We start from the raw sequence: 21,667 nt of genomic DNA on the forward strand, positions 1-21,667 counted from the left end.
CGTTTCAACACGAGCCCACCGCCTCTACTGCGAAGCGGGTGACCCTCCACGTGCCGTCCTGCTGCTTCTTGACTTCCGCGGTGATCGAGCGTCGCCCGCCCGGTGTGTCGTTGACCAACTGGCCGTTCTTGTACTTCAGCCAGCCGCTGTCATCTCCGCAGTCCGAGATCATGACCGTGGTCGGGTTGTCCGGCGGATCCACCTTGGACACCTGGGGGTTCGTCTTCGGCTCGCCCTTCGTCACGACACCGTTGAGATGGTCCGTGTACAGGCTGCGGTTGATCACCCCGAGCGCGTCGCCGGTCGCGTACTTCGCGAGCTCAGGCGACTGCCAGTCGGCGGTTTCACCGGCCTTGGCCATCTGCCGCCACATGCCCGTGTAGGCAGCCGTCGCCTGCTGACGTGCCGTGTCCGCCGGAGAAGCCGACGACGGCGGAGCGCTGGTCGTCGATGGCGGCGTTGCCGCCCCAGTCGTGCCCCCAGGCGTCGAAGACGAGTTCGAACTACAGGCCGCGAACGTCAGCGCCGCGAGTCCAACTACTGCCAGTCCCACCCTGCGCCGGCCGTTGCGGCCGTGTACGTTGCCCCCGACCACGTGCACCCCCTCGGATCTGCGAAAATTCCTTTCGATCTAGTGTGGTACTCCTCACGTCTACCTGGCGCCCCCTAGGAGACCGCAATGTCCCTATGAAGGGACACAAGTGTCGGAACAGCAAAAACAGGGCAAAATTCACCCGAATGGGCTAATGACAGCGTGTCCAAATGGCGCTGAGTAGTAGGTTCGCTACACCGGAAGGCCGTAATCAGGGGGCTACAGGGGGTAGATCGTTGGCAAACTCCGTCACTCGTGCGAACCGGCGAGCGGCACGAGATCCACGGTGACGCCGGTCAGCATCGCCGGCTGGGGCCTGGTCGGGCTCGCACTTGCCAGCGTCCTGCGTATGGCCGTCCAACGGAGCTCGATCCTCCCAGCGAAGGGCGAGCGGCTGGCGCCACCAACCCTGCTGGAAGTGGTCACCGCCGCCCTGTTCTCGGTCCTCGCCTGGCGCATCGGCGCGGAACCTGACCTGTTCGCCTACTCCTGGCTTGCCGCTGCCGGTGTTCTGCTCGCCGCGGTGGACTGGAACTCCCGCACGCTGCCCACCAAGCTGATCTGGCCCAGCGGAATCATCCTGGCCGCGCTGTTCAGCCTGGCCGCCGTCCTCAACCGCGACGCGTACCCGCTCATCCGCTCCGCGGCCGGCATGCTCGCGCTCCTCGCGTTCTACGGAGCGCTCTATTTCCTTCAGCCTGGCCAACTCGGCGGAGGAGACCTCCGGCTCGGTGCCCTTCTGGGCCTTGCCCTCGGGTGGGCTGGCTGGTCGACGGTTCTGGGCGGCACGCTGTTCGGATGGTTCAGCGCTGCCGTCGCTCTGCTCGTGCTGCGTATCGCTCGGCGATCGGAGCCTGGCCGTGACGTGCCGCTAGGTCCGTTCCTGATCATCGGTGCCTTCGCCGCCTTGCTCATCCAACCGACGAATTGACGTCGTCCACGGTCGGTCTGTCGACCGCCTCTTGGCAACGCCTCTCCCGCGCTGGAGCCGGGCGTGTCACTCGGAATAGTCTGTGGCGCCTGTGGCGAGGGCATCGTGAGCACGGGCCAGTCGTTGCGCCATGTCGGGCCGCAGCATGGCCTTCGCCTCGGCAAGTTCGACGAACGCGAAGTCGCTGATCTCTGGATCGGAGATGCTGATGGTCTCCACCTGCGTGGCAGACAGCGTGCCTCCGTCGAAGATGAACACCAATTGGTCGTCCCACGGCCCGTGAGGTCCGATCCAGTCCAGAACGAGGACGCGGCCAGCGACCACGGTGAGCCCGAGTTCCTCGGTCAGCTCGCGCTCGCCTGCTGCCCTCGGCGGTTCATTGCTTTCCGCCATACCGCCAGGCAGGTCCCAATTCTCCTTGTAGGTCGGATTTACCACCAGGATGCGTCCGGCTTCGTCACGGATCAGCAGGTCGGCGGCCACACGCTTGCGTGCCTGCTTGGCGTTCCCTTCCGCCAGGTAGGCGAAGCGTGCCTCGTCGTCGGTCATACCGGCCACGACGAGACCGCGCCGTTGTGTTCACCCGAGGTGGCGGATAGGCCGGCCAACGCGGCGAGAAACGACGAGACCTGCCTCGACCGCGGCGCGAGGCTGAGCACGCCGCCGAGGGCACGGAGCTGGTGGACAACCCTGGCTGAGCTCAATGAGACGGTCGTGCTGCAAGCTTCGTGGCCGATCGCCGCTGCCTCGTCAACCCGGCCCGCATGCACCAGAACGTTGGCCAGGGTGAGCTGGGCAAAGGTCCGGCTTCGGACCCGATCGCCTGACCGCAGTCGGATGACCTCGCGGGCACGGCGCTCGGCTTCATCGAGTTCCGCCAGTTGCAGGAAGCACAGCGCGGCTTCGCTTGCGAGTGACGCTTCGTCGAACGCGGCGATCCATTGGGCGGGTTGCTCCGCCGTCGCTTCGTCCAGGATGCTCTCGGCGTCCTCCAACGCCTTACTGCACCCGGCGCGGTCACCGATGAGGGCGAGACCACGGGCGCGCATTGTGTGCAGTCGGGCGACGAGACGCGAGGTGCCGTAGGCAGCTGTGGCTTGCCCGAGCCCTTCGACGGCGATGCGGACAGCGTCGTGGGGCTGCCGCAACTCGATGGCCAGATGCGCCATCGAGGCGCAGCTGTTCGCTGCCAGAGCCCGGTCGTCTCCTGCCATTGCCAACCGGAAAGCGCGATCGAAGTACCTTCGCGCGTTTGCGTCGTTCCCGCTGTCATGTGCCATCCATCCGGCAATCTCGGTGACTGACGCGGCGGCTGCGAACAACCGAGGAACCGACACTCCGTGGGAGGGTGACATCAACTGCGGCCCGATCTGCTGCGTTAGGTAGTGCGCAACTGACGGATACAGTGCGCCCCCACCGATTCGGCGGTCGGCGATTTGCAGATCTTGAGCTGTCGTGAAGATGCTGTCGACGACTTCCGCGCCGTCGAGATCGCTCAACCGCGCCGCGTCTCCCGGAGCAACTGCCGAAGCGAGTGCGCGGTCCGGGGCGCTTCCACCCAGCATTGCGGCCAGGCTGGCAGGTGTCAGCTGAAGAGCCTTCGCCAGGGTAGGCCGCATCCACGGCTGAGGTGATTGGACGCCGCGCTCCCAGCGGGCAACCGTAGATCGGTCGACCCCCATCTCTTGTGCGAGCGTCTCCTGTGTGTATCCCAGGGCTTCGCGACGTTCCGCGAGGCTTTGTCGCCGCACAGCCATACCGTCTCCGTCCGCACCGATAGCCCCAGGATCGTCCCGCTGCCGTTTGCCCAGGTCAAGCCCGGGCTTACCTAGCGAGGCCATTGCACCCTAGTCGATCTTCATTGCCCGCGGAGCACCGCGCGATGACCACTGGTCGACCACCCAAAAGGGGCGCCAACTATCACAGACCGCCCTGTGGTGTCTCGCATTTCTGCGGCCAGTACCCAGAGTATTGCGCGGTTTCACCCGTTCGGCACAACCACGCCCGATCGAGATTTCCGCAGGTCACGACACCTGCCGCCCCGTGCACGCCCCATCGCCGCCGCGCTCGCGCTCTGGTTCGTGTCGGGCGGCGGACGTTTAGCTGCATTGGCGGGTTCGCAGCGGTCCTACCAGCACCGTTGCTGTTAGAGCCCACCGTTCGCCCGGCTTCGCCGAGCGAACGACTAAACGCTCGACGCTATGGGAGTAGCAGAAGTTCGGGACATAAGTAAATCGGGACTCGCTGAGTATCGGAGTAGATGATGAAACTCTCCCAGCGATTCGCGGAGCTTTCGGTTCCGCGATGCCCACAAACAAAGCTCGCTGTGCCGCGTTTCCTCGTGCAGCCGGTGTGGGTACGGAGTTGGGCCACCGCACGAGGCGGTGACGCACGATGAACGACCGCGGACCTTGGGCGGTGACGTGCCGCGATGTCGCCGGCCGCCCTCGGAGCCTGACGGTGCTCGTGCGCGGCTCGGAGGTCGTAGTGGTGGCGCCTGCGGGTGAGGCCGCCTCGCTCGACGCTGCCGAGGCCGAGCAGTTCCGCTCCGCCTTCACCAAGGCCAAGGAGGTGGCCGCCACCCCGGCCCCCGGTGGACTTGGCGCCTCCGAGGGAACCGGCACGGCGAGCACGGTGAAGCAGTACAGCGGCGGTCATCCCCCAGCCGTCGTGGGGCGCCCTGCTTCACCGCCATGTCGCGGCGGAATCACGACCCCGATACCTGGTTCCGCTGCGATCCCCGCCCTGCGAGGTGAGATTGCATGATCCCGCTGGCCCCGGTGATCACCGCGGTCGCCGCCGTGGTGTTGGTCAGTTGCCTGCTGTGCCGCGCCTTCCGGCAGCGCCGCCGTTCCGATGTGACTTCTACTGGCAGGCACCGACTTGCCAAGTTGCCGCCCGTTGGAAGGCACTGGCGCGAACCGCACCAACATCCGTCGCCGGTACTCGTGCACGCGCTGAAGACCGTTGGCACACACGGCCTGGGTTTCATTCGAGAAAGCGAAGCCGTATGAGGTGGCCGACATCAAGGCGTCGCGTTCACTCGGCACTTCCCAGGCAGTTCCGAGCATTGCCTGACGTTGCCTGACCTGAACTGCCTCGCGCCGCCTGTCGTCCAGCGCGATCTCGCGCGGTGTCACCACCGCCTCCTCGATCACGGCGGAGCTGGAGTTTTCCCGTTGAGGCGCTCTGGCTCCGCCGCACCATCCCTTGCATTAAGGAGCACACCATGTCCACCGCCACAGCAGCTGACGTTCAGCAGCGTGAAGCGGCTCACGAAAGTTCGCAGTCGAAGTACACCAAGTTTCTCAGCTGGCCGACCACCATCGAGCCGTCGACCGGCGAAGTCCGGCTGCGTCTGGGTGACACCGTGGACGCGCTGGTCATGCGGGCCGGGCTCGGTGGCCAGGTAAACCATCAACTCGTCCAGGCGATTCTCACGGCCCCGGTCATCGTCGTGCCCGGCATTCCAGGCACAAAGCCCGACGACTGGATCTTCCTGACCCAGCCACGTACGCGCATGCGGGAGTCCACCATCGCCGACCTGATGTCCATACAGGTCGGTTGGTATGAGTCCGATACGACGATCCCGTTGCCCGCCTTCGGTTGCACTGAAGGTGGGCTGCGCTGGCTGGCGTGGCCCGAGGCCGGCCTGGAGTTGCCGACCTGGGGAGTCGTCGTCGGTGCTGTCCGGCGCACCTTGTCGCGGGCATGGTGAGCATGTCGACTACCCAGGCCGAGCACAGGCACCCCGAACACGTCGTCGTGATCGCCTCCGGCGGACTGGATTCGACGGTCCTGGCCTACTGGCTGGCGGCCCGACACTCCCGCCTGACGCTGCTGTCGTTCGACTACGGACAGCGGCATCGCATCGAACTCGATCACGCCGCCGAGATCGCGCGGCTGCTCGACAGTCCACATCGCATCATCGATTTGACCAGCCTTGGCACGTTGTTGACCGGATGCGCGCTGACTGACACCTCTGTGGCGGTACCGGACGGGCACTACACCGATGAGTCGATGGCGGCCACGGTGGTGCCCAACCGCAACGCGATCATGCTCGACATCGCCGTCTCGGTCGCGACCTCCGTCCGCGCCGACGCGGTGGCGTTCGGCGCACACGCCGGAGACCACGCCATCTACCCCGACTGCAGGCCCGAATTCGTCGAGCGGTTCGCCCGCAGCGTGCAGGCCGCCAACGAGGGCCTACTCGTGCCGGACTTCCAGGTGCTCGCACCTTTCCTGACGTTGTCCAAGACCGACGTCGTACGAGTCGGGGAAGCACTGGAGGTGCCGTTCGCGCGAACGTGGTCGTGTTACCGCGGTCAAGACGTCCACTGCGGCACTTGCGGAACCTGTACGGAACGGCGGGAAGCCTTCCGTGGCAACGACATCATCGACCCCACCGTGTACCGGGCCGCGTAGAGGGGCGTGACGACCGTGGACGTAGACGCCTCCGGGGCCGGGCCTGAGCGGGGCCGTCTTTCCTCGGGTCACAGCTCGCGCGTGTTGGGTTGCGAGCCTGACGTCAGTGACCGGGGGAGCGTGCCTGCCGCCCAAGCAGCGCCGACGCTAGCGCACCGCTGTGCCGCGCCGCCACCCCGCGGCCCGCAAGCGCACTCGCTGATGCCGATGCTGGATGAGAAGCACCTGCGAACGGCCTTGAGGCAGTGCGGTCGGCGCACCTCGGCGCCCGGCGTGGACCGGATGACCCTGGCGGAGTTGCGTCGGCGCTCCGGCGAACTGCTGCCTCGGCTGGCAGACCAACTGGCCGATGGCACCTGGCGACCAGGACCGCTGCGGGAGGTGCGGTTCCCGACCTACACGGGTAAATCGATGGTGGTCTGCGTCCCCACGCTGCTCGACCGGCTCGTACACCGCGCACTGCGCAACGCCATCGAACCGATCCTCGAAGCCCGTGTGCTGCGCGACTGGGTGTCGGGTTACCGACCTCGCCGCAACCGCATCACCGCGCTGCGGGCCGCCGCGGCCCACGCCGAGGCCGGTTTCCGCGCAGTGGCTGACGTGGACGTGGCCTCGGTGTCCGAGGGCGTCACAGTCGACCAGGTCGTGGACTGGTGTGCCCACCACGTCCATGACGGCACCTTCCTCGGCCGTATGCGCACCGCGTTGACCGCGATGCCGTATCCAATCGCTGCTGGGTCGGGACTCGCACCGATGCTGATCAACCTGCGGCTGTCGAGGCCGGATGCGCTGCTGGACGGATTGCGGGTGGTGCGGTTCGCCGACAACTACGCGGTCTTCTCCGCCGATGAGGCAGGAGCACGAGACGCCTTCGCGGTCATCAATGCCGCGCTCGCCGAGTTCGGGCTCCGTCCCAACGAGTCCAAGAGCCGAGTGCGGCTACGCGCGAACGTCGAAGACCTCTTTCTGATCGGGGGCTGACTGAGGTGAACGTCGAGTGGATCGAGGTGCCCGGTGGGACTTGCGCGTTCGGCGATGACGCCCGACCTGCCGAGATCGGCACCTTGCTGTGGACACGCACCCCGATCACCTACGCCCAACTGAGCGGCGGACGCACCAGTACACGCAGCCTGCACCCGGTCACCGGCCTCAAACACGACCAGGCCGTTCAGGTCGCGCACGCTCTGGGCGGCAGGCTGCCGACCTCGGCGGAATGGGAGTGGATGGCGGCCGGGCCCACGGGCCGACATTGGCCATGGGGCGATCAGGAGTGGACTCCGGAGCTGGCGAACCTGAATGGCTCAGGGCTGGACGCCACGAGTCCGGTCGACACCCACCCCGCCGGCGCGACCCCTGAAGGGCTGTTGGACGTAGCGGGCAACGTGTGGGAGTGGACCGCTCGCTCGACGATGGGCAACGGGGCGGTCCTGCGTGGCGGGTCCTACGCCTCGCTTCCGCTGTACGCGCGGTCAACGTTCCTCAACGCCGCGCCCGCCGAGCTGGCCTCGGAGGGCATCGGGCTTCGGGTGGTGCGCCGACCATGACGTTCGCCGCCGCCATCGAGCCTGAGCAGGGCCTGGTCATCGTCTCTTGCAGCCGCGAGAAGCTCGTTACCACCGATCCGACTCCGGCGCTGGAGCTGTACCAGGGCGCGCTGGTGCCTCACTTGCGCGAACACCTGGCCCCCAACTACCAGGTGCGGATCAGGATCCTGTCCGCGGAACACGGCCTGCTGCACCCCGAGGACCTGGTCGGCACGTACGACCACAAGCTTCGTAGCCGCGGCGAGGCCGAAGCCCTCCGGGCTCGGGTGACCTCGCGCCTCGCCAACGACCTGCGTGGCAAGACGCTGCGGCAGGTGCTCGTGGTGTTGGAGCCGCTCTACGTGATCGCCGCCGAATGCCTGTTCGATCACGTTCCGCCGCTGGAGTTGGCGGTGTTGCCGGAACCGACCGATTGGTTGGGCGCAAGGCGAGTGCTGTCCCGTTGGGGCTGGCTATGATCGACAACTCCGTACCGCTGCGGGAGGAGTTGCTGCGGCACGGCAACAACCACAGCTCCAGCACTCATGCTTGGGAGGCTCTCGCCGACGGGATCGGCTGGCACCAGCCCACTCCGTCGGACTGTTGGCTGGCGCGCTCGCGCACCGTCTCGGTGGTCATCCCCGCCCACGAGGTCGGTTACAGCCTGCCCACCGTGCTCGACGCTCTGGACGCCCAGCATCGCCAGGACGAGTTCGAGGTCATCGTCGTCGACGATGCCAGTGCTGACGACACCGCCCAGGTCGCCGCGCGGCACCGGGTGGTCGACCGGTTGGTGCGGCTGCCGGAGCGGATGGGCGCGGCCACCGCCCGCAATGTCGGTACCGCGCTCGCCCGAGGTCAGACGGTGCTCTACCTCGACGGCGACATGGTGGTTCCCCCACACGTGCTCACCGACATCGCTGCTCGCGCCACCGATACCAGCGTGCTGGTCGGGTTCCGCCACAACCTGCGCCACGAGGTCCACTCCCACGACGCGGCCATCCTGGCGCGCATCCCGAATCTCGCGGCCGATCACCGGGTCGTGTGGCGGCCACCGCCGAACACCACGCTGCCCTACAGCGGGATCACGCTGCCCGAGCCGCTCGACGGCCGCCCGCTCGACGACACCCACGACTTCATCGACCTCGGGTACGGGCAGTCCTACTACGACTGGGACCTGCCCCGCATGGTCGTCACCGCGCTGGTCGCCGTACCGCGCGCCGCCGTGCTGGACGTCGGCGGGTTCGACGCGGAGTTCGGCCGCCTTGGGTGGGGCATGGAGGACACCTACCTCGGCGCCTGCCTGATCGCCGCCGGGCTGCTGGTCATCCCGCTGCGCCAGGTCGTCGGCTTTCACCTCGATCCACCCGACGCAGCCGAGCAGTGGCAACACAAGCTCGCCGGCTGGCCGCGCACCCTCGCCCGCTACCGCGATCTGCTGGAGCTGCCCGCTCCGCGAGGACGCTCCGAAACCTTCATCGCCGCCATGTCCGAGCTGCTCACCCACTGCGAGGTACGCCCATGACTACGACAACGACGACCATCGGACGTGCCTCGGGGCGCCGGATGGTCGGCTGCGGCACGCGCGGCGGCAGCGGTGTCGCCTACGACCCGCTCACCGGCATGACCCACCGAACCGGCCAGCCGATCCTCACCGGACGCACCGCCCTGGCCCACGAGAGCATCACCGCACTACCGGAAGTCCACCCCGGCGAACTGGGCGACGTAATGCCGGTGAGCGTGTGCTGGTCGCCCATCGTGCGCTGCAACCTGGCCTGCCCGCAGTGCCTGGACGACAAGACCGTCGCGGAGCTCGGCCGCGGCGAACGTGCCGACGTCGCGGCCAGGATCGCTTCTTCCGGGGTGCTCGGCGTGGACGTCTCCGGCGGCGAACCGCTGTTGATCCGCGACCTGCCCACCCTGCTCGATGTGCTGGTCGACGGCGGCTGCGCGGTCAGCGTCACCACCAACGGCACCCACCTGCCTCGCCGCGCCGAAGCCCTCGCCCGCCGGGTCGACGCGATCCGGGTCAGCCTCGACGGCCCCAACCCCGAGCGTCACGATCGCTGGCGCGGCGAGGGCAGCTTCGCCAAGGCCGTCTCCGGCATCCGCGCCGCCCTCGCCCATGGCATCCCGACCCAGATCCAAGCCGTGCTCATGCGCTCCACCGCCGCCGGACTACCCGCGCTGGTCGAGCTGGCCGACCGGCTCGGCGTCCACGGCCTGACCGTCCTGCAGTACCTGCCCTTCGGCGAAGGCGCGTCGCTCGCCACCGCCGAACAAGTGCCGGACGAGGAGGCCCACGACCTGATCGGCGCGCTCGGCACGCCCCCGGTCCCGGTGCGATTGCGCACCCGCGCCGACGCCGCCGGGTTCACCGTCGTGCGCGCCGACGGGCAGGTCTGGCGCAACACGCCGGATACCACCGCCATCGCCGCCCTGCACCCGCTGACCGGGCCGGTCAGCCTGGCCGTGACCGGACGGGACGGTTCGGCATGACCCGCACCGCACTGCGCGTGTTCGAGCACCAGCGCATCTGGCGGGTCACCCCCGAGGCCCTGAGCGACGCCTGCCTGCTGCTGTTCGCCGCCATCAGCCGCGACCACCCGAAGGTCGACCACGTCATCGGTATCGCCAACGGCGGCGTCGCCCCCGCCCGCATCCTCGCCGGCCGCCTCGGTGCGAAACCCCGAACCGTGCAGGCCCAGCACAACGCCGACGACGGCCTGTACCGCCAGGCCACCGGCAAGGTCACCGTGGACGTCGACGCCTTTCGCCGGAGCATCGGCCGCAGCAAGCTCCACGGCGCCATCCTCGTTGTCGACGACATCTGCGGCAGCGGCGCCACTCTGCACAAAGTCCGCAACGTCCTCACCCCGGTCCTCGCGCCGGACGCTCACGTGATCACCGCGACGTTGTGCTTGAACACCGGGGCCGAGACCTGCCCGGACTACTCGGTGTGGACGGTGTCGGACTGGGTCAGCTTTCCCTGGGAGAAACGCCCCGCCCAGCCGACCACCGACATACCCATCCCCGCGCAGGTGACCAGCCATGCCTGACGCCACCAAGCCGGTCACCGTCGCATTCGTTCTGGCTTCCTACGCCCCCGACGCGCCGGCCGGGATGGAACGCGCGACCGCCGCCCTCGCCCGCGGACTGCGCCAGCTCGGACACCGGGCCCTGATCATCACCGCAATCGAGCCCGACTCGACCGAGGACGAGGTCGACGAGGACCTGGTCGTGCTCGGCTCGGTCGGGGTCACCTTCCCTGCCAGCGACGACGAACTGCGCGAGGCAATCAGCACCGACGGCCAAGACAAAATCATCGCCGCTGACCTCCGCGCTCTCTACCGCCGCCATCACGTGGACATCGCCGTGTACGTCGACGCCTTGTGGGGACTCGGACGCCTCGCCCCAGCTTGCGACGGAGTGCGCACAGTGCTGGCGATGCACGTCGTCGGCCACGACCAGGACCTCGTACCGGCCTTGGAACGCACCGACCTGGTGATCGTGCCGTCGACCACGGTCCTCGGCCATGCCCACGACCGGGACTACGACAGCACCTGCTGGCAGATCGTGCCCAACGCCCTGCTCGGCAACCACAGCGCACCCGATGCCAGCCAGCGCGAGGCGCTGCGGCGGAGCGGGCCAGTGCGGGTGCTGGCCCGGCTCGGGCCGGAGAAGAACGTCCGCGCTCTGCTCGACGCCGGCCGCCTCGTCGACCGCGGCGTCGAGGTCGTCCTCGCCGAGGCCGGGTTCGAGCACGCCGCCGGCGCACAGGCCGCCGAGTATCGTCGCTGCGCCCACTCGGCCGCCTACCTGTTCAGGGGCAGCGTCCGCGACGACGGCCTGCCCTGGGACCAGGTCCAGCCGTGGCTCGCCAACGCCGCCGTGGTCATCGTGCCCTCGACCAAGGAGACCTTCGGCCTCGTCGCCTTGGAGGCCATGAGCGTCGGCACCCCGGTCGTCGCCTTCGACGTGGACAACCTGCCCACCCTCATTGGCACCGGGGAAGGAGCGGGCGGGATCGTGGTGCCTCGCGCCCACGGCGAGTTCGGGCTGTGGGGTGCCGCCGAAGTCCTCCTCGACGATCCGGTACGCTACGCAGCGCTATCACGGGCTGCGTACTACCGCTCGCGGGACTATCTGCCCACCACAGTCGCCCATGACTTCCTCAAGGCGGTGCGGTGATGAATGACGTCCCTCTTCTGCTGGTCGACGGCCACAACCTGCTCTGGCGCGGAGCCTTCGGCTTCCCGGCCGCGATCTTCTCCCGCGACAAGACACGCGAGCTGACTGCCGAGTTCGCCTTCTTCGCACTACTGCGCGTAGCGATCCGCGAGGAGTTCACCTCCCCGCCGGAGGTGATCGTGGTGTTCGACGGCCAGAACGGCGCGGCCGAACGTCAAGCCACCGACAGCGACTACAAGGCGAACCGCGTCCTCGACGAAGCCGCACTCAAACCCATCCGCGCCATCCCACACGTCCAGGAAGCGCTGACCGCCTACGAGCTGGCCTGGATCGAGATCGACACGGCCGAGGCCGACGACGTGATCGCATCCCTCGTCGCTCGCGTCCGCCGCGACGACCCCGAGCGCCGAGTGTGGATCATGTCCGGCGACCGTGACTTCTACCAGCTCATCGACGAGCACGTCCGGGTGGTCAACACCGCCATGAAGCGAGGCCGCCGCCACATCGAGCCCGGCACTGTGTTCGACCGCTACCAGGTTCAGCCGACCCAGTGGGCGGACTTCCGGGCCCTCACGGGCGACCCGGCGGACAACATCCCCGGCGTGCGCGGGGTCGGCGCGGGCACTGCAGCCAAGCTTCTGGCCGGTGGCCTCACTCTCGACCAGCTGGCCGACGCGGGACGGCTCATCGGCACCAAGGGCAAGGCCGTCCTCGAAGCCTGGGACCAGGTCCTCGGCTGGCGCGACCTGATCAGAATGCGCACCGACGTCACCCTGCCCCTGCTACCCGCCGGCCGCAGCAGCCGGAGCCTGCCCAAGCCTGCCGACGTCATCGACAAGCTCGGGCTGTGGTGATTCCACTGGTCGCGTTCATCCCGCCCGCCTCGGTGTTGACCGTGATGGCCCATCCCGACGACGCCGAACTCTGGGCCGGCGGCACTCTCGCCCTCTGCGTCGCCGCCGGGGCCGACGTCACCATCGCCGTCCCACGTCACCCCGAGCCCCGCGCCAGCGAGGCCGCCGCCGGGGCCGCCGCACTCGGCGCCGGGCTTCATCAGATCAACCAGGCCACCGCGGGGACCGTGCGCGAGCTGCTGCTGGATACAGGCCCCGAGGTTGTCCTCACCCACCCGGTGCGCGATGTACACCCTGACCACCGGCGCATCGCCGAAGCAGTGTTGGAAGCCCTTCCCGAGGTCGTCATCGCCACGGGACACCCCCGCCGGGTCTACACCACCGACACCTACAACAGCCTCACCCTCGACGGCCCCGTTCCCGCGCACACCACCGTCGACATCACGACTACCTGGGTCACCAAGCAACGCGCCCTGGCCGCACACGCGTCCCAGCCCATCACCGAGCACTTCGGACCAATGGCCGAGATCCTGGCCCGGCTGTGGGGCGCACGCATCGGCGTCGACCACGCCGAGAACTTCGTCCCGCTTCCTGTCCTCGGACGTCTTCCCGCCGCGCTGACCCTGTGACGCCGTCGGACGATGGTGTCAGTCTGCACGTAAGGACGCCCTCGCTTAGAAACTACGAGAACAGCGCGCACACACGATCGAGTTGGGCGAGGAACTCGGGCTCACGTTCGTCGCGTCGTCGCCAGAGGACGGCCAGCCATCGCAGGGCGATTGTGCGTCGGGCGGCAGCGAACCTTGACCGGTTCTGCCGGTTCACGCCGAAGTCGTCCTCTAGGGTCCGCCAGGTGCTGTCGGGAACTTGCCGAGCGCTGATGTGCTCGATGTGGTCTGCAGCGTCCACCGCCCGATCGCTCCAGCCGCTGAACTCGAAGTCGACGACGTGGAGCCCTTCGTTCTCAGACAGCCAGTTCAGCAAGTTGGCGTCGCCGCGCGAGAACACGGCTGGCGTGGGGCGACGCAAAAGGCCGACATCCCCGCTAGCCTCCCAGCGGTCGAGCAAGGTCCGCATTTTCCCTGTATGTGCGTCGTCGGCGGCGGCCAACTGCTGTGGCCAGATGTCGGTCAACCGCGCGATGTAGTGGGTGATCGAATCGACTCGTGGCCAGGAGGCCAACGGCTCAGCCATCGGCAGTGCTTGCATGGCTCCGGTGGCGGCGGCAATCCACGGCAGCACCAGCTCGGGATTCGTCAGCTCGGGTATCGGTCGGCCGGGAACGAAGCTCATGCCGAGTGCGGGTTGGTCTGGATGATCGTCCCGCCATAGTGGCTGCGGAGCGAGACCAAGTCCAGCAACATGGTTCAATCCGTGCCATTCCCGAGCCACGCGGTTCTTGTCGGTCTTGCGGTAGAGCTTCAGGCAGACTTCGCCCCATTGGAAGACATCGCTGTTGCGACCGCCGCTCAAGGGGCACAGCCGCCACTCGTGGAGCACGGCTTCGAGTGGCAGCTGTCGACCGCGCGCCGCTCGGAGGTCGGCCAAGAGTTTGTGAGGCACGACGCGGCTGGCGGCCGAGAGTGATGTCAACGTGTACTCCGGTCTCAGAAGGCGGACCACGACCACGGCCGTTCGATCTCGCCTCTCAGGCACGCCACCCGATGGCGTACCTGTTCCGCGGCTTCTGGGCTGGTTGTGGCTTTGCCGAGGACGAAGGCAGTCCACCGGAGTTCTCTGATCGTCGCCAGGGTGCGGTAGCCGGGCCAGGCGGTCATGTCGTAATCGCCGTAAGCGTCCACAAAAGCCTGGTAGTCCACCTCCGTGATCCGGGCGAAGTCGGTGTAATCGACCGCCAAGGAGACCAGGTCCCACTCAGGAGGCCCGATCCCGACATGGTCGAGATCCAGCAGCACGGGGGCGCCGCCTGCCCTGGGGACAACAACGTTGCCCTGCCAGGCATCGCCATGGATGACGCGCCGAGGCAGTTCCGGAACCAGCACCAAGTACTCACTGTGCAGCTGCCCTGCGAGATCTCGAAGCCAGGCCCGGTCATCCTCGGGCAGGATGGTTCCGCCGTCGATTGACTCGCGTAGCCCTTCGAAGGGGTCAACAACGGGGAACGAAGGCGATTCCGGCACCTCTAGGGCGTGAAGGCGCCCCAGTACCGCGCCGAGTTCGGCCGGCGTGGCGTGGCGGTGGTCAGGAAGCTGTACCCACCATGTGACGGGCCGATTCCCAACAACCGTGGGCTGGTCGATGTCGTCGACGGCACGCACGACGGGGATCCCGGCATCAGCCAGCCAACGCGACGCCTGGATTTGACGGGCGGCCACGAGCTGCGAGCCCGGAGGGCCCACACGAGCGACGACCCTACCGGCCACCTGGTAGATGACGTTCGTACCGTCGCGGATCAACATCGCTTCCGCGGTTGATACGCCGGCCTTCCTGCCCGCTGCCGTTAGCACGTCACGTGGATCTCGCGACAGGACCAAGTTCGTGTCCACATCAGACATTGGTCATGGCCGATGTCGCGAAGTCCGAGAGCTCGGCCACTTCTGGTATTGACAGGTGAGGTTCACACGCTCGTACCAGTTTGGACAGTTCCTCGCTCATCCGCCGCGAGTGCAACATCGGCGCATCGGCGATGGCTTGCCGTCCAATGTCGACGGCCTCCCACGGGTCGCCGATCGTCATGTTCAAAGTCGCCAACCGCGTCCTGGAGAATGCCCGTGAGCGAGGGTAAGCGTCGCTGTGCAAGCGGATCGCCGTTTCGAGGCGTCCGGCGGCGTCACCCGGCCGCTTGTCGGTCATAGCGAGTGGAGTGAGTGCTCGCGCGCTGCTGCCCGCATGTTCAGCCTCGTCGTAGTAGATCAGCCAGGGCGGGTCCGTCTCCGCTTGACGCCCGACGAAATGCTCGTCGGCGCGGTCGACCTCAGCTCGCGCTTCGTCGTGGCGGCCCAGCATCGCCAGCAATCGAGCGCGGACGACGCCGATCATCGCCCTCGCGGTGGCGGTCAGCCGGTCAGCCCGGACTTGGGCGAACTCGATCAACGACAGGGCGTCGTCCAAGTTGCCCAAATAGATGGCTTGGCGCGCCATGTCGGCGAGCGTCGCGGCGCGTAGTTCCCACGACCCGCCCTGTTCTGCGCACCATAGGCCGAAACGGAAGCATCGTGCTGCGGCGTCCTGGTTTCCGACGTCGAACGCTGAGAAGGCCACAACCCCCGCCAGGTTCCCGACGGCCTCGAACATCCCTGCTTCGACGCTGGTGCCGGCCTGAGAGCTCAGCAGGCGGCTGGCCCACCGCAGGTGGGCGAGTCCTGCCTCACCGGCCATGCCGCCGCCGTAGAGGTTCTCGCTGGCGGCCAGCGTGCGCGTCATCAGCCTTACCTGCTCGACCTCGGCCCACCCGACACGCCGAGGAGGCTGCACGTCCAAGGTCAACGGCTTGAGGAACTCGGCTGGGCTGGCTCCCACGTCAACATGTGCAGTCGGGTCGTATCCGGCCACGCCAGTGGAAGCGGAGCCTGGCAGCGCCAGGGAGGTTCCGTGGGATTGCCCTGGGACTTCTTGTCCGGTGCTCAACTGTGACGGACTTGTCGGGGCGTCAGCCGAGACCGGTCCGAGCAGGGCGTCCAATTCATCGAGGGAAACATCAAGCGCTGTCGCGATGCGGGGCCTGCGCCATGGCTGAGGAGTCAGGGCACCGCGCTCCCACCGGCCAACGGTCGAGAACTCCACACCGACGGCAGCAGCGAGGCTCTCCTGGGTGAAGCCCATCGCCTCGCGTCGAGCTGCGAACGCTTCACGCCTGTTTCCCACGCGTTTACCTCACTCCACCCGCTCACACGTCCGCTACGCCTGGGCTTAAAGACGATGCTTGCCTTGCCCCGGCATAGGGGTTACACGTCCTGTTCGATGCGCTCGAAGATGTCGATGTCCGTCGCCCTCTGCCAGTCCGGCAAGTCGTCCCAGTCCGCGACGTAGGACGCCTTCGGCTCGGGGAAGTGCTTGAAGATCTGGCCAATCCAGCACAGCGCGACGAAACGGCCTTTCTGGTCTCGGGTGAGCTTGGCGGTGGCGCCATCGGTAGCCTTGATGAAGGCGAAGACCTGGTCGTATACAGCGGTCGCGGCGTCGCGCTCCCAGTCCGGGGTCTGGTCCCACGGCGTGATGTATCCGGGCTTGGGCTCGCCGGGGTAGTGCTTGGTGACTCCAGCGATCCACGCCTCGCGGAACACGCGGCCTCGGTCATCCTGCATCCTGTTGTCCTCCATCAAGCGGCATGGCTGCCGATAAGGCTGTTGATCTCAGCATCGAGTTGTTGGATCTGCTGGTTGGTGAGCAAGGGTGCCAAGTGCGGCTGTAGGCCACGCAGCTTGCGCACGACGACTCCAGAGCCCGTCTGGCGAGCGGTGGCCAGGACGGCGGAGGCGTAGTTGACGATCTGGTCGGGATCGCGCCGGTGCACGCCGATCATCGCCAGATCAGTGAGGACGCCTGCTTTTCGCCGAGCGGTCAGGTTGCCGGCCAGTGCGTCGGTCAAAGCGGCCTCGGCGAGATCAGGGCGACCAAGGGTGACGTAACAGGTGCCGCGTTCCTCGGCGAGACGGGAGCCGTCGAACCGGAGCCAGCCGCCGTTGTGCACCGGCTCCTGCAGGTGCTGGACCTCGGCGGCGGTGTCGAGTGCACGCTGACAGGCATCGAGGTCTCCGAGTCCGGCAAAAGTCTCGGCCTGTACGACGGCGATCCAATGCCGAGTCGAGAGACCGGGGTTGCCGCGGCGGGCCAGGTCTGCAGCCAGTTCCAGGATCGGGGCGGCTTCGTTGAACCGGCGTTCGTAGACGGCGATGAAGGCGTGTCTGGTCAGCGCGCAGGCCCAGAGGTCAGGGGTATTGGCTTCTTTGCTCGCTGTCGCGGCGAGGGTGTAGCAGTGGGCGGCGTCGGTGTAGCGATCACCGTCGAAGAAGATCTCGCCCGCCAACTGGAAGAGATCGGCGGACAACTCGCAGAGTCGCTGCCGGGTAGCCGGTGACTGTGGTCGACGCAAGCCTTCGGACAGTACGTCGAGCTGGGCGCGGACCAGGGGAAGTACCTGGCTCTTGGTCGATGCGAAGGCATATACACGCCACAGATGGCTGTTGAGCTGCTCAAACTCAGCGACTGCCGTCGAGTCCACGGCACCAGTTCGAGCCGCCGCAGCGAGCCTTTCCGCGTCGCAGACAGCCGACTCGGCCGCTGGCAACGCCAGCAAGGCGCCGGTCATGCTGAACAGGCGTAGCAGGTCGCGACGGTTCATGTCGTCTGTCTCCGCGAGGTCTGGCTGAACAGGGAGGACATCCGCTCCCGCGATCTGGGCTAGGGCGACGGCCGAGGTGCCGTTCGGCCCGGACGGTGTCGGTGCGAGCAACGTGCCCAGCTCTTCGAGGGTGAGACCGAGTGCCTTCGCGATGCGGGGCCGCCGGTACGGCTGCGGCGTCAGATCACCGCGTTCCCACCGGCCGACGGTGGAGAACTCCACACCGACGGCTGCTGCGAGGCTCTCCTGGGTGTAGCCCATCAGCTCACGCCGCGCGGCGAACGCCTCTCGCCGGTCGCCCATGAACATCACCTCGCTCCGTCGGTCCAATGCCACGATAACCAGCTACCGGTCAAGCCTGATCACCCGCTCGGCGAGCAGCACCCGTTCGGACTACTGCCGTAAAAATGGCGTTTGCGCAGGTCAAGTCGGGTGCCGCCTCATTGCCGCCTCATTGGCGCCGCGTCTCCGCTCTGGCCGTCGTTGATCATCCCCACTTGACTGGGGTCGCTGCGGTCTGGGCGAGTTTCCGTCTTCGGCGGCAGCCCGAGTACCTAGAAGCACGTTCACCAGAACGCACCGCTGGGGATGCCGGGCGACGAGACCACCCTCCACGTCTATGGGGAGTTCCCGTTCCCGCGGACGTGCTGGCGGGGACGCTCGACGCACCGCATTGAGGTCTCGGACCAAGTCGTAATTCGAGGGCGTGACCGATGAGGAGATCGTCACCAATGCAGTTGTCGTGTCTGAAATCGAAACCCTTGGCATCGTGGCTCTAGCCCAACTCGGTCTCTACGGTCTGGCGGTACAACAGCTCATACAGGTGTGCGCCCTTGATGAGGACCGAGGCTTCGACGGGGCGCTCGTTGTCGCTGTAGATGACACGCAACTGCCGGATCACCGGCGTCCCATCTGGAAGGTCCAGTGTCTCGGCTTCCTCCACCGTCGGGGATCGTGCCGAAATCCGGTCGACGAAGGTCCGCTGAGGAAACCCGAGGTCGGCGAGGGCTTGGGGCGCGCCGCCGCGGATCTTCGCGGCCTTGGCCAGGCTGCTGTTGTCGGCGATCTCGGAGGGGTAGTAGGACGCGGACAACTCCACGGGCTGGTCGTCGTGGAGGAGGATTCTGGTGCGGAGGATCGCGGTAGCGCCCGGCGTCAGCTGCAATCCGGCGACGATGTCCGCCGGTGGAACGACGTTGTCGACCTTGAGCAACTGGTAGCGGAACCGGCCTGGTTCGGGCGTGATGTAGGCGGAGGCGTCGATGACGAACGGCTGCCGGTCGCGGACGTAGACGCCTTTGCCGACACGGCTGTCGAGGAAGCCTTCGTCCTTCAGGGCCTTCAGCGCGTGCTGGATGGTGGCGTTCGCTGCGCCGTACCGCTCCACGAGTTGCGCGGTGGACGGCAGTTGCGTACCAGGGCTCAGCTCGCCACGCATGATGAGATCGCGCAGTTCCGCTGCGATTTGCTGGTGCCGGGGCCGGCTGTCACGGGCGCGAGGCAAAGTCGGCTCCTGGAGACGTCGTTAGAGCGATCATGGCGTCAGCTCGTATCGCAGCCGTCGTCCGTCGGCCACCATCGTCATCAGGCTGGCTTCGACAGGCCGTTCGTCTCCGGTGAGGAGCACACGGGCGAGCAGCAGCACGCAGGACGGGTCGTTCAGTTCCAGCGTGGTCCGTTCGTGCGGCGTGGCAAGCCGCGCGCTGACGTCTTCACGTACGCGGCGTGGCCGATGTCCGAGGTCAGCCAGGAGAGCGACGGCTCCGCCAGGGATCTTGCGGGGCTCGGCCAGCCGGGTGCCCCGAGCGATGTTCACCGGGTAGTACGAGTCGACGAGCTCGACTGGGTGGTCGTTGAACAGCATGAGGCGGCGCCGCACGACCACCGGCTCGCCTGCAGCCAGGCCGAGCATGTCCGCCACCATCGCGGAGGCGGACACCTCCTCCACACCCAGCAGCTTCTGGGTTCCCGTACCTCCGTGCTCTGCCGCCTCGGCGCTCCAGGCGTCGCCGCGGTGGCCGCTCACGTACGGCATCGACACGCTCGTCCACGGGCCGGCATCGGTCATCGCTCGCCCTCCTTGCGTCTCCTGGTGGGGGGTGCTCCCACCGTTGACCTTAGTCGTAAGGCAGCAAGGCTGCCCTCGACAGCGAGACCTCAACCTTATTACCTTTCTGATATCGCAGTAAGGTTCACCGGTAGCGAAGGTACTACAGATCGTCACGGCTCGGTTCGGCCCCCGGACTTTCCGTCGCTGCGTCGTTCGTGCCGGTACGAGCAGTTCCGCCGCCAGCGCACATCGGTCCGAGTGCTGTTCGGCATGACCGACGAAGGAGGGCTACATGAAGGCCGCTGAGGAGAAGTGTGTGGCGGACGGCCAGATCACCATCTCGCAGTCGTTCGGTTTCAGCGCCAGCCATGAGCTGAGACTGTTGCCGGCCAGTCACAAGTGCAGCCGCAACCACGGCCACAACTACACGGTGACCGCATCGGCGCTCGTGCACAATGACGGCCCCGGTGACCTGACGCCTCTTGGGGACTATCTGGCCGCGACGTTTGACCACCGATTGCTCAACGAGCAGGTCACCTTCCACCCGACGAGCGAGCTTCTCGCTTCTCACCTTGCCGAGTGGTTCCGGGACAACGTTGAGTCCGCGGTGCCGATCACGCTCGTCGCGATGGTTGTTTCGGAGACCGCGACCACGTCGGCACGCTGTGACGGTGTCACCGGCGAGGTCACGATCTCGAAGACCTTCAAGACCGGCCACGGTGACGTCACGCTGGTGCTGGGGGCGGACGGGCTGGACGAGGTTGGGTTCATCACCGATTTCGGCGACCTGAAGCCGTTCGGGGCTTACCTCCAGGCCCCTGCCGCCGACGCGGGGCTACGTGCCGCCGGCCCTGCGCTGGTCGCCCACCTGGCTGGCTGGTTCGTCGACAACGTCGAGCCGGAGATCCGCGGTCGACTCGTATCCGTACGGGTCGACTCGGGGACCACCACTGGCCTGTGGGAACGAGGCGATGCCTCGTGAACACGCTGACCTTGGCTCCCGAACGGGTAGAGGGTTCTGCAATTCTCACGGAGAAGTTCGAGTCGTTCCAGGGCGAAGGCCCCTGGACAGGGCAGCGCTGCGTGTTCGTCAGATTCTCCCGCTGTAACCTCCGGTGCGGCTACTGCGACACCCCGGAGAGCTGGGACTGGAGCAGGTACAACCCGGTCGAGGTCAGCGACCGAGTCCCCGTCGCCGAGCTGGTGTCGTGGGTGCGCGAGCGCGGCGTGGACATGATGGTGATCACCGGCGGGGAGCCGATGTTGCAGCAGCCCGCCATGACCGCCCTCGCCCGCGGCCTGGCCGACATCCGGGTGCAGGTCGAAACCAACGGCACGGTCGCACCCACACCGGAACTCACCTCCTTGGTCGATCTCTGGGTGGTGAGTCCGAAACTCGCGAACTCTGGCATGACCTACTCCACCCGCATCAAGCCCGAAGCCCTCTCGGCGTTGGTCGCGACAGACCGCGCAGTGTTCAAGTTCGTTGTCACCGAGCCCGACCGCGACCTCGACGAGATCGCCCAGCTCGTCGAGGAACACCACCTGGCTCCGGTGTGGGTGATGCCGGAAGGCACCACCCAGGAGAAGGTTCTGGCCGGCATGGACGCGCTCTACGGCCGGGCCACTGAACGCGGATGGAACGTCTCCACCCGCCTGCACATCCTGACCGGAGCGCGGTGACACCGACTCCCAGACCGAGCACTGGATCGCGGTGCTCGCGGTCACTGTCGCTGCGCCCGGCATGTCGTCCCCGCACCTGCGGGCCGTGGCGCTATCAGGAGCCGCCGCCGCTGACG

At 67.1% G+C, this 21,667-nt stretch carries 25 protein-coding genes; 15 read left to right on the forward strand and 10 right to left on the reverse strand.

The genetic code is table 11. The features are described from left to right. Nucleotides 1–4 precede the first annotated feature (4 nt). Nucleotides 5–361 carry a hypothetical protein gene (locus L2C96_RS27890; protein WP_233520032.1) on the reverse strand — a complete coding sequence of 119 codons (357 nt, stop codon included), beginning with the start codon at nucleotides 359–361 and terminating at the stop codon, nucleotides 5–7. A gap of 517 nt (nucleotides 362–878) precedes the next feature. On the opposite strand from L2C96_RS27890, the gene L2C96_RS27895 reads away from it, so the two are divergent. Further along, nucleotides 879–1,523: a prepilin peptidase gene (locus tag L2C96_RS27895; RefSeq protein WP_110341324.1), complete on the forward strand. Its 645-nt coding sequence runs from the start codon at nucleotides 879–881 to the stop codon at nucleotides 1,521–1,523. A gap of 66 nt (nucleotides 1,524–1,589) precedes the next feature. Here the strand turns inward: L2C96_RS27895 and L2C96_RS27900 are convergent, their stop codons facing one another. Together L2C96_RS27900 and L2C96_RS27905 are read right to left on the reverse strand one after the other, a co-directional pair. Next, a complete protein-coding gene (locus L2C96_RS27900; protein WP_110341322.1) occupies nucleotides 1,590–2,072 on the reverse strand; it encodes an NUDIX domain-containing protein in 483 nt (160 codons plus the stop codon). Continuing rightward, the gene (locus tag L2C96_RS27905; protein WP_110341320.1) at nucleotides 2,069–3,364 is read right to left on the reverse strand and encodes a helix-turn-helix domain-containing protein; all 1,296 of its coding nucleotides are present in this window, start codon (nucleotides 3,362–3,364) and stop codon (nucleotides 2,069–2,071) included. The genes L2C96_RS27900 and L2C96_RS27905 overlap by 4 nt, the downstream gene beginning before the upstream one ends. A gap of 921 nt (nucleotides 3,365–4,285) precedes the next feature. On the opposite strand from L2C96_RS27905, the gene L2C96_RS27915 reads away from it, so the two are divergent. The 12 genes from L2C96_RS27915 to L2C96_RS27970 all read left to right on the forward strand — a co-directional run bounded on the left by L2C96_RS27915 (nucleotide 4,286) and on the right by L2C96_RS27970 (nucleotide 13,145). Then, on the forward strand, nucleotides 4,286–4,537 hold the full coding sequence (locus L2C96_RS27915; protein ID WP_146240081.1) for a hypothetical protein: 252 nt from the start codon (nucleotides 4,286–4,288) through the stop codon (nucleotides 4,535–4,537). Between the two features lie 215 nt (nucleotides 4,538–4,752). After that, nucleotides 4,753–5,241: a hypothetical protein gene (locus L2C96_RS27920; protein ID WP_110341316.1), complete on the forward strand. Its 489-nt coding sequence runs from the start codon at nucleotides 4,753–4,755 to the stop codon at nucleotides 5,239–5,241. After that, nucleotides 5,235–5,948 (forward strand): 7-cyano-7-deazaguanine synthase QueC, encoded by a 714-nt coding sequence (queC, locus tag L2C96_RS27925; RefSeq protein WP_237338359.1) that lies wholly within the window; start codon nucleotides 5,235–5,237, stop codon nucleotides 5,946–5,948. Before L2C96_RS27920 ends, queC begins: the two co-directional genes overlap by 7 nt. Nucleotides 5,949–6,155: 207 nt before the next feature. Next, nucleotides 6,156–6,929, forward strand: coding sequence for a reverse transcriptase domain-containing protein (locus L2C96_RS27930; protein WP_233520031.1), 774 nt, complete (start codon nucleotides 6,156–6,158; stop codon nucleotides 6,927–6,929). Between the two features lie 5 nt (nucleotides 6,930–6,934). After that, nucleotides 6,935–7,492, forward strand: a complete 558-nt coding sequence (locus tag L2C96_RS27935) for a formylglycine-generating enzyme family protein (RefSeq protein ID WP_110341310.1) — start codon at nucleotides 6,935–6,937, stop codon at nucleotides 7,490–7,492. Further along, on the forward strand, nucleotides 7,489–7,950 hold the full coding sequence (locus L2C96_RS27940) for a DUF6884 domain-containing protein (RefSeq protein WP_110341308.1): 462 nt from the start codon (nucleotides 7,489–7,491) through the stop codon (nucleotides 7,948–7,950). Before L2C96_RS27935 ends, L2C96_RS27940 begins: the two co-directional genes overlap by 4 nt. Further along, nucleotides 7,947–8,996 (forward strand): glycosyltransferase family 2 protein, encoded by a 1,050-nt coding sequence (locus L2C96_RS27945; RefSeq protein ID WP_110341306.1) that lies wholly within the window; start codon nucleotides 7,947–7,949, stop codon nucleotides 8,994–8,996. The genes L2C96_RS27940 and L2C96_RS27945 overlap by 4 nt, the downstream gene beginning before the upstream one ends. Further along, entirely contained in the window at nucleotides 8,993–9,970 is a 978-nt protein-coding gene (locus tag L2C96_RS27950) for a radical SAM protein (protein ID WP_233520030.1), read from the forward strand. Before L2C96_RS27945 ends, L2C96_RS27950 begins: the two co-directional genes overlap by 4 nt. Then, a complete protein-coding gene (locus L2C96_RS27955; protein WP_110341302.1) occupies nucleotides 9,967–10,530 on the forward strand; it encodes a phosphoribosyltransferase in 564 nt (187 codons plus the stop codon). The genes L2C96_RS27950 and L2C96_RS27955 overlap by 4 nt, the downstream gene beginning before the upstream one ends. Further along, nucleotides 10,523–11,662 (forward strand): glycosyltransferase family 4 protein, encoded by a 1,140-nt coding sequence (locus L2C96_RS27960; RefSeq protein WP_237338360.1) that lies wholly within the window; start codon nucleotides 10,523–10,525, stop codon nucleotides 11,660–11,662. Before L2C96_RS27955 ends, L2C96_RS27960 begins: the two co-directional genes overlap by 8 nt. Further along, a complete protein-coding gene (locus L2C96_RS27965) occupies nucleotides 11,662–12,516 on the forward strand; it encodes a 5'-3' exonuclease (protein ID WP_110341298.1) in 855 nt (284 codons plus the stop codon). Before L2C96_RS27960 ends, L2C96_RS27965 begins: the two co-directional genes overlap by 1 nt. Then, the gene (locus tag L2C96_RS27970) at nucleotides 12,510–13,145 is read left to right on the forward strand and encodes a PIG-L deacetylase family protein (protein ID WP_233520029.1); all 636 of its coding nucleotides are present in this window, start codon (nucleotides 12,510–12,512) and stop codon (nucleotides 13,143–13,145) included. The genes L2C96_RS27965 and L2C96_RS27970 overlap by 7 nt, the downstream gene beginning before the upstream one ends. Before the next feature lie 52 nt (nucleotides 13,146–13,197). Here L2C96_RS27970 and L2C96_RS27975 read toward each other — a convergent pair whose 3' ends face one another. The 7 genes from L2C96_RS27975 to L2C96_RS28010 form a co-directional block, all read right to left on the reverse strand. After that, nucleotides 13,198–14,016, reverse strand: a complete 819-nt coding sequence (locus tag L2C96_RS27975; RefSeq protein WP_168214097.1) for a phosphotransferase — start codon at nucleotides 14,014–14,016, stop codon at nucleotides 13,198–13,200. A gap of 107 nt (nucleotides 14,017–14,123) precedes the next feature. Beyond that, the gene (locus tag L2C96_RS27980) at nucleotides 14,124–15,023 is read right to left on the reverse strand and encodes a phosphotransferase enzyme family protein (RefSeq protein WP_237338361.1); all 900 of its coding nucleotides are present in this window, start codon (nucleotides 15,021–15,023) and stop codon (nucleotides 14,124–14,126) included. A gap of 1 nt (nucleotide 15,024) precedes the next feature. Next, complete coding sequence (locus L2C96_RS27985) at nucleotides 15,025–16,341, reverse strand: NsdA family TPR-like regulatory protein (RefSeq protein ID WP_199542613.1); 1,317 nt, start codon at nucleotides 16,339–16,341, stop codon at nucleotides 15,025–15,027. A gap of 80 nt (nucleotides 16,342–16,421) precedes the next feature. Next, entirely contained in the window at nucleotides 16,422–16,781 is a 360-nt protein-coding gene (locus L2C96_RS27995) for a hypothetical protein (protein ID WP_110341576.1), read from the reverse strand. A gap of 14 nt (nucleotides 16,782–16,795) precedes the next feature. Next, the gene (locus tag L2C96_RS28000; protein ID WP_233520027.1) at nucleotides 16,796–18,127 is read right to left on the reverse strand and encodes a helix-turn-helix domain-containing protein; all 1,332 of its coding nucleotides are present in this window, start codon (nucleotides 18,125–18,127) and stop codon (nucleotides 16,796–16,798) included. A 466-nt stretch (nucleotides 18,128–18,593) separates the two neighbouring features. After that, nucleotides 18,594–19,322: a GntR family transcriptional regulator gene (locus L2C96_RS28005; RefSeq protein ID WP_110341290.1), complete on the reverse strand. Its 729-nt coding sequence runs from the start codon at nucleotides 19,320–19,322 to the stop codon at nucleotides 18,594–18,596. Nucleotides 19,323–19,352: 30 nt separating this feature from the next. Then, nucleotides 19,353–19,886, reverse strand: a complete 534-nt coding sequence (locus L2C96_RS28010; protein WP_110341288.1) for a GntR family transcriptional regulator — start codon at nucleotides 19,884–19,886, stop codon at nucleotides 19,353–19,355. 274 nt (nucleotides 19,887–20,160) lie between these two features. Between L2C96_RS28010 and L2C96_RS28015 the strand changes: the two genes are divergently transcribed. Further along, on the forward strand, nucleotides 20,161–20,850 hold the full coding sequence (locus L2C96_RS28015; RefSeq protein ID WP_110341286.1) for a 6-pyruvoyl trahydropterin synthase family protein: 690 nt from the start codon (nucleotides 20,161–20,163) through the stop codon (nucleotides 20,848–20,850). Beyond that, a complete protein-coding gene (locus tag L2C96_RS28020; protein WP_205215108.1) occupies nucleotides 20,847–21,551 on the forward strand; it encodes a 7-carboxy-7-deazaguanine synthase QueE in 705 nt (234 codons plus the stop codon). Before L2C96_RS28015 ends, L2C96_RS28020 begins: the two co-directional genes overlap by 4 nt. Nucleotides 21,552–21,667 lie beyond the last annotated feature (116 nt).

Source organism: Amycolatopsis tucumanensis (assembly GCF_021654135.1).
GTDB classification, from domain to species: domain Bacteria; phylum Actinomycetota; class Actinomycetes; order Mycobacteriales; family Pseudonocardiaceae; genus Amycolatopsis_E; species Amycolatopsis_E tucumanensis.

Bases quoted from the DNA above. Each gene is read 5' to 3' on its own strand.
- L2C96_RS27890 (WP_233520032.1), bottom strand. From the start codon at position 361: ATGGCCAAGGCCGGTGAAACCGCCGACTGGCAGTCGCCTGAGCTCGCG.
- L2C96_RS27900 (WP_110341322.1), bottom strand. From the start codon at position 2,072: ATGACCGACGACGAGGCACGCTTCGCCTACCTGGCGGAAGGGAACGCC.
- L2C96_RS27905 (WP_110341320.1), bottom strand. From the start codon at position 3,364: ATGGCCTCGCTAGGTAAGCCCGGGCTTGACCTGGGCAAACGGCAGCGG.
- L2C96_RS27915 (WP_146240081.1), top strand. From the start codon at position 4,286: ATGATCCCGCTGGCCCCGGTGATCACCGCGGTCGCCGCCGTGGTGTTG.
- L2C96_RS27920 (WP_110341316.1), top strand. From the start codon at position 4,753: ATGTCCACCGCCACAGCAGCTGACGTTCAGCAGCGTGAAGCGGCTCAC.
- queC (WP_237338359.1), top strand. From the start codon at position 5,235: ATGGTGAGCATGTCGACTACCCAGGCCGAGCACAGGCACCCCGAACAC.
- L2C96_RS27930 (WP_233520031.1), top strand. From the start codon at position 6,156: ATGCTGGATGAGAAGCACCTGCGAACGGCCTTGAGGCAGTGCGGTCGG.
- L2C96_RS27940 (WP_110341308.1), top strand. From the start codon at position 7,489: ATGACGTTCGCCGCCGCCATCGAGCCTGAGCAGGGCCTGGTCATCGTC.
- L2C96_RS27945 (WP_110341306.1), top strand. From the start codon at position 7,947: ATGATCGACAACTCCGTACCGCTGCGGGAGGAGTTGCTGCGGCACGGC.
- L2C96_RS27950 (WP_233520030.1), top strand. From the start codon at position 8,993: ATGACTACGACAACGACGACCATCGGACGTGCCTCGGGGCGCCGGATG.
- L2C96_RS27955 (WP_110341302.1), top strand. From the start codon at position 9,967: ATGACCCGCACCGCACTGCGCGTGTTCGAGCACCAGCGCATCTGGCGG.
- L2C96_RS27960 (WP_237338360.1), top strand. From the start codon at position 10,523: ATGCCTGACGCCACCAAGCCGGTCACCGTCGCATTCGTTCTGGCTTCC.
- L2C96_RS27965 (WP_110341298.1), top strand. From the start codon at position 11,662: ATGAATGACGTCCCTCTTCTGCTGGTCGACGGCCACAACCTGCTCTGG.
- L2C96_RS27995 (WP_110341576.1), bottom strand. From the start codon at position 16,781: ATGCAGGATGACCGAGGCCGCGTGTTCCGCGAGGCGTGGATCGCTGGA.
- L2C96_RS28000 (WP_233520027.1), bottom strand. From the start codon at position 18,127: ATGTTCATGGGCGACCGGCGAGAGGCGTTCGCCGCGCGGCGTGAGCTG.
- L2C96_RS28010 (WP_110341288.1), bottom strand. From the start codon at position 19,886: ATGACCGATGCCGGCCCGTGGACGAGCGTGTCGATGCCGTACGTGAGC.
- L2C96_RS28015 (WP_110341286.1), top strand. From the start codon at position 20,161: ATGAAGGCCGCTGAGGAGAAGTGTGTGGCGGACGGCCAGATCACCATC.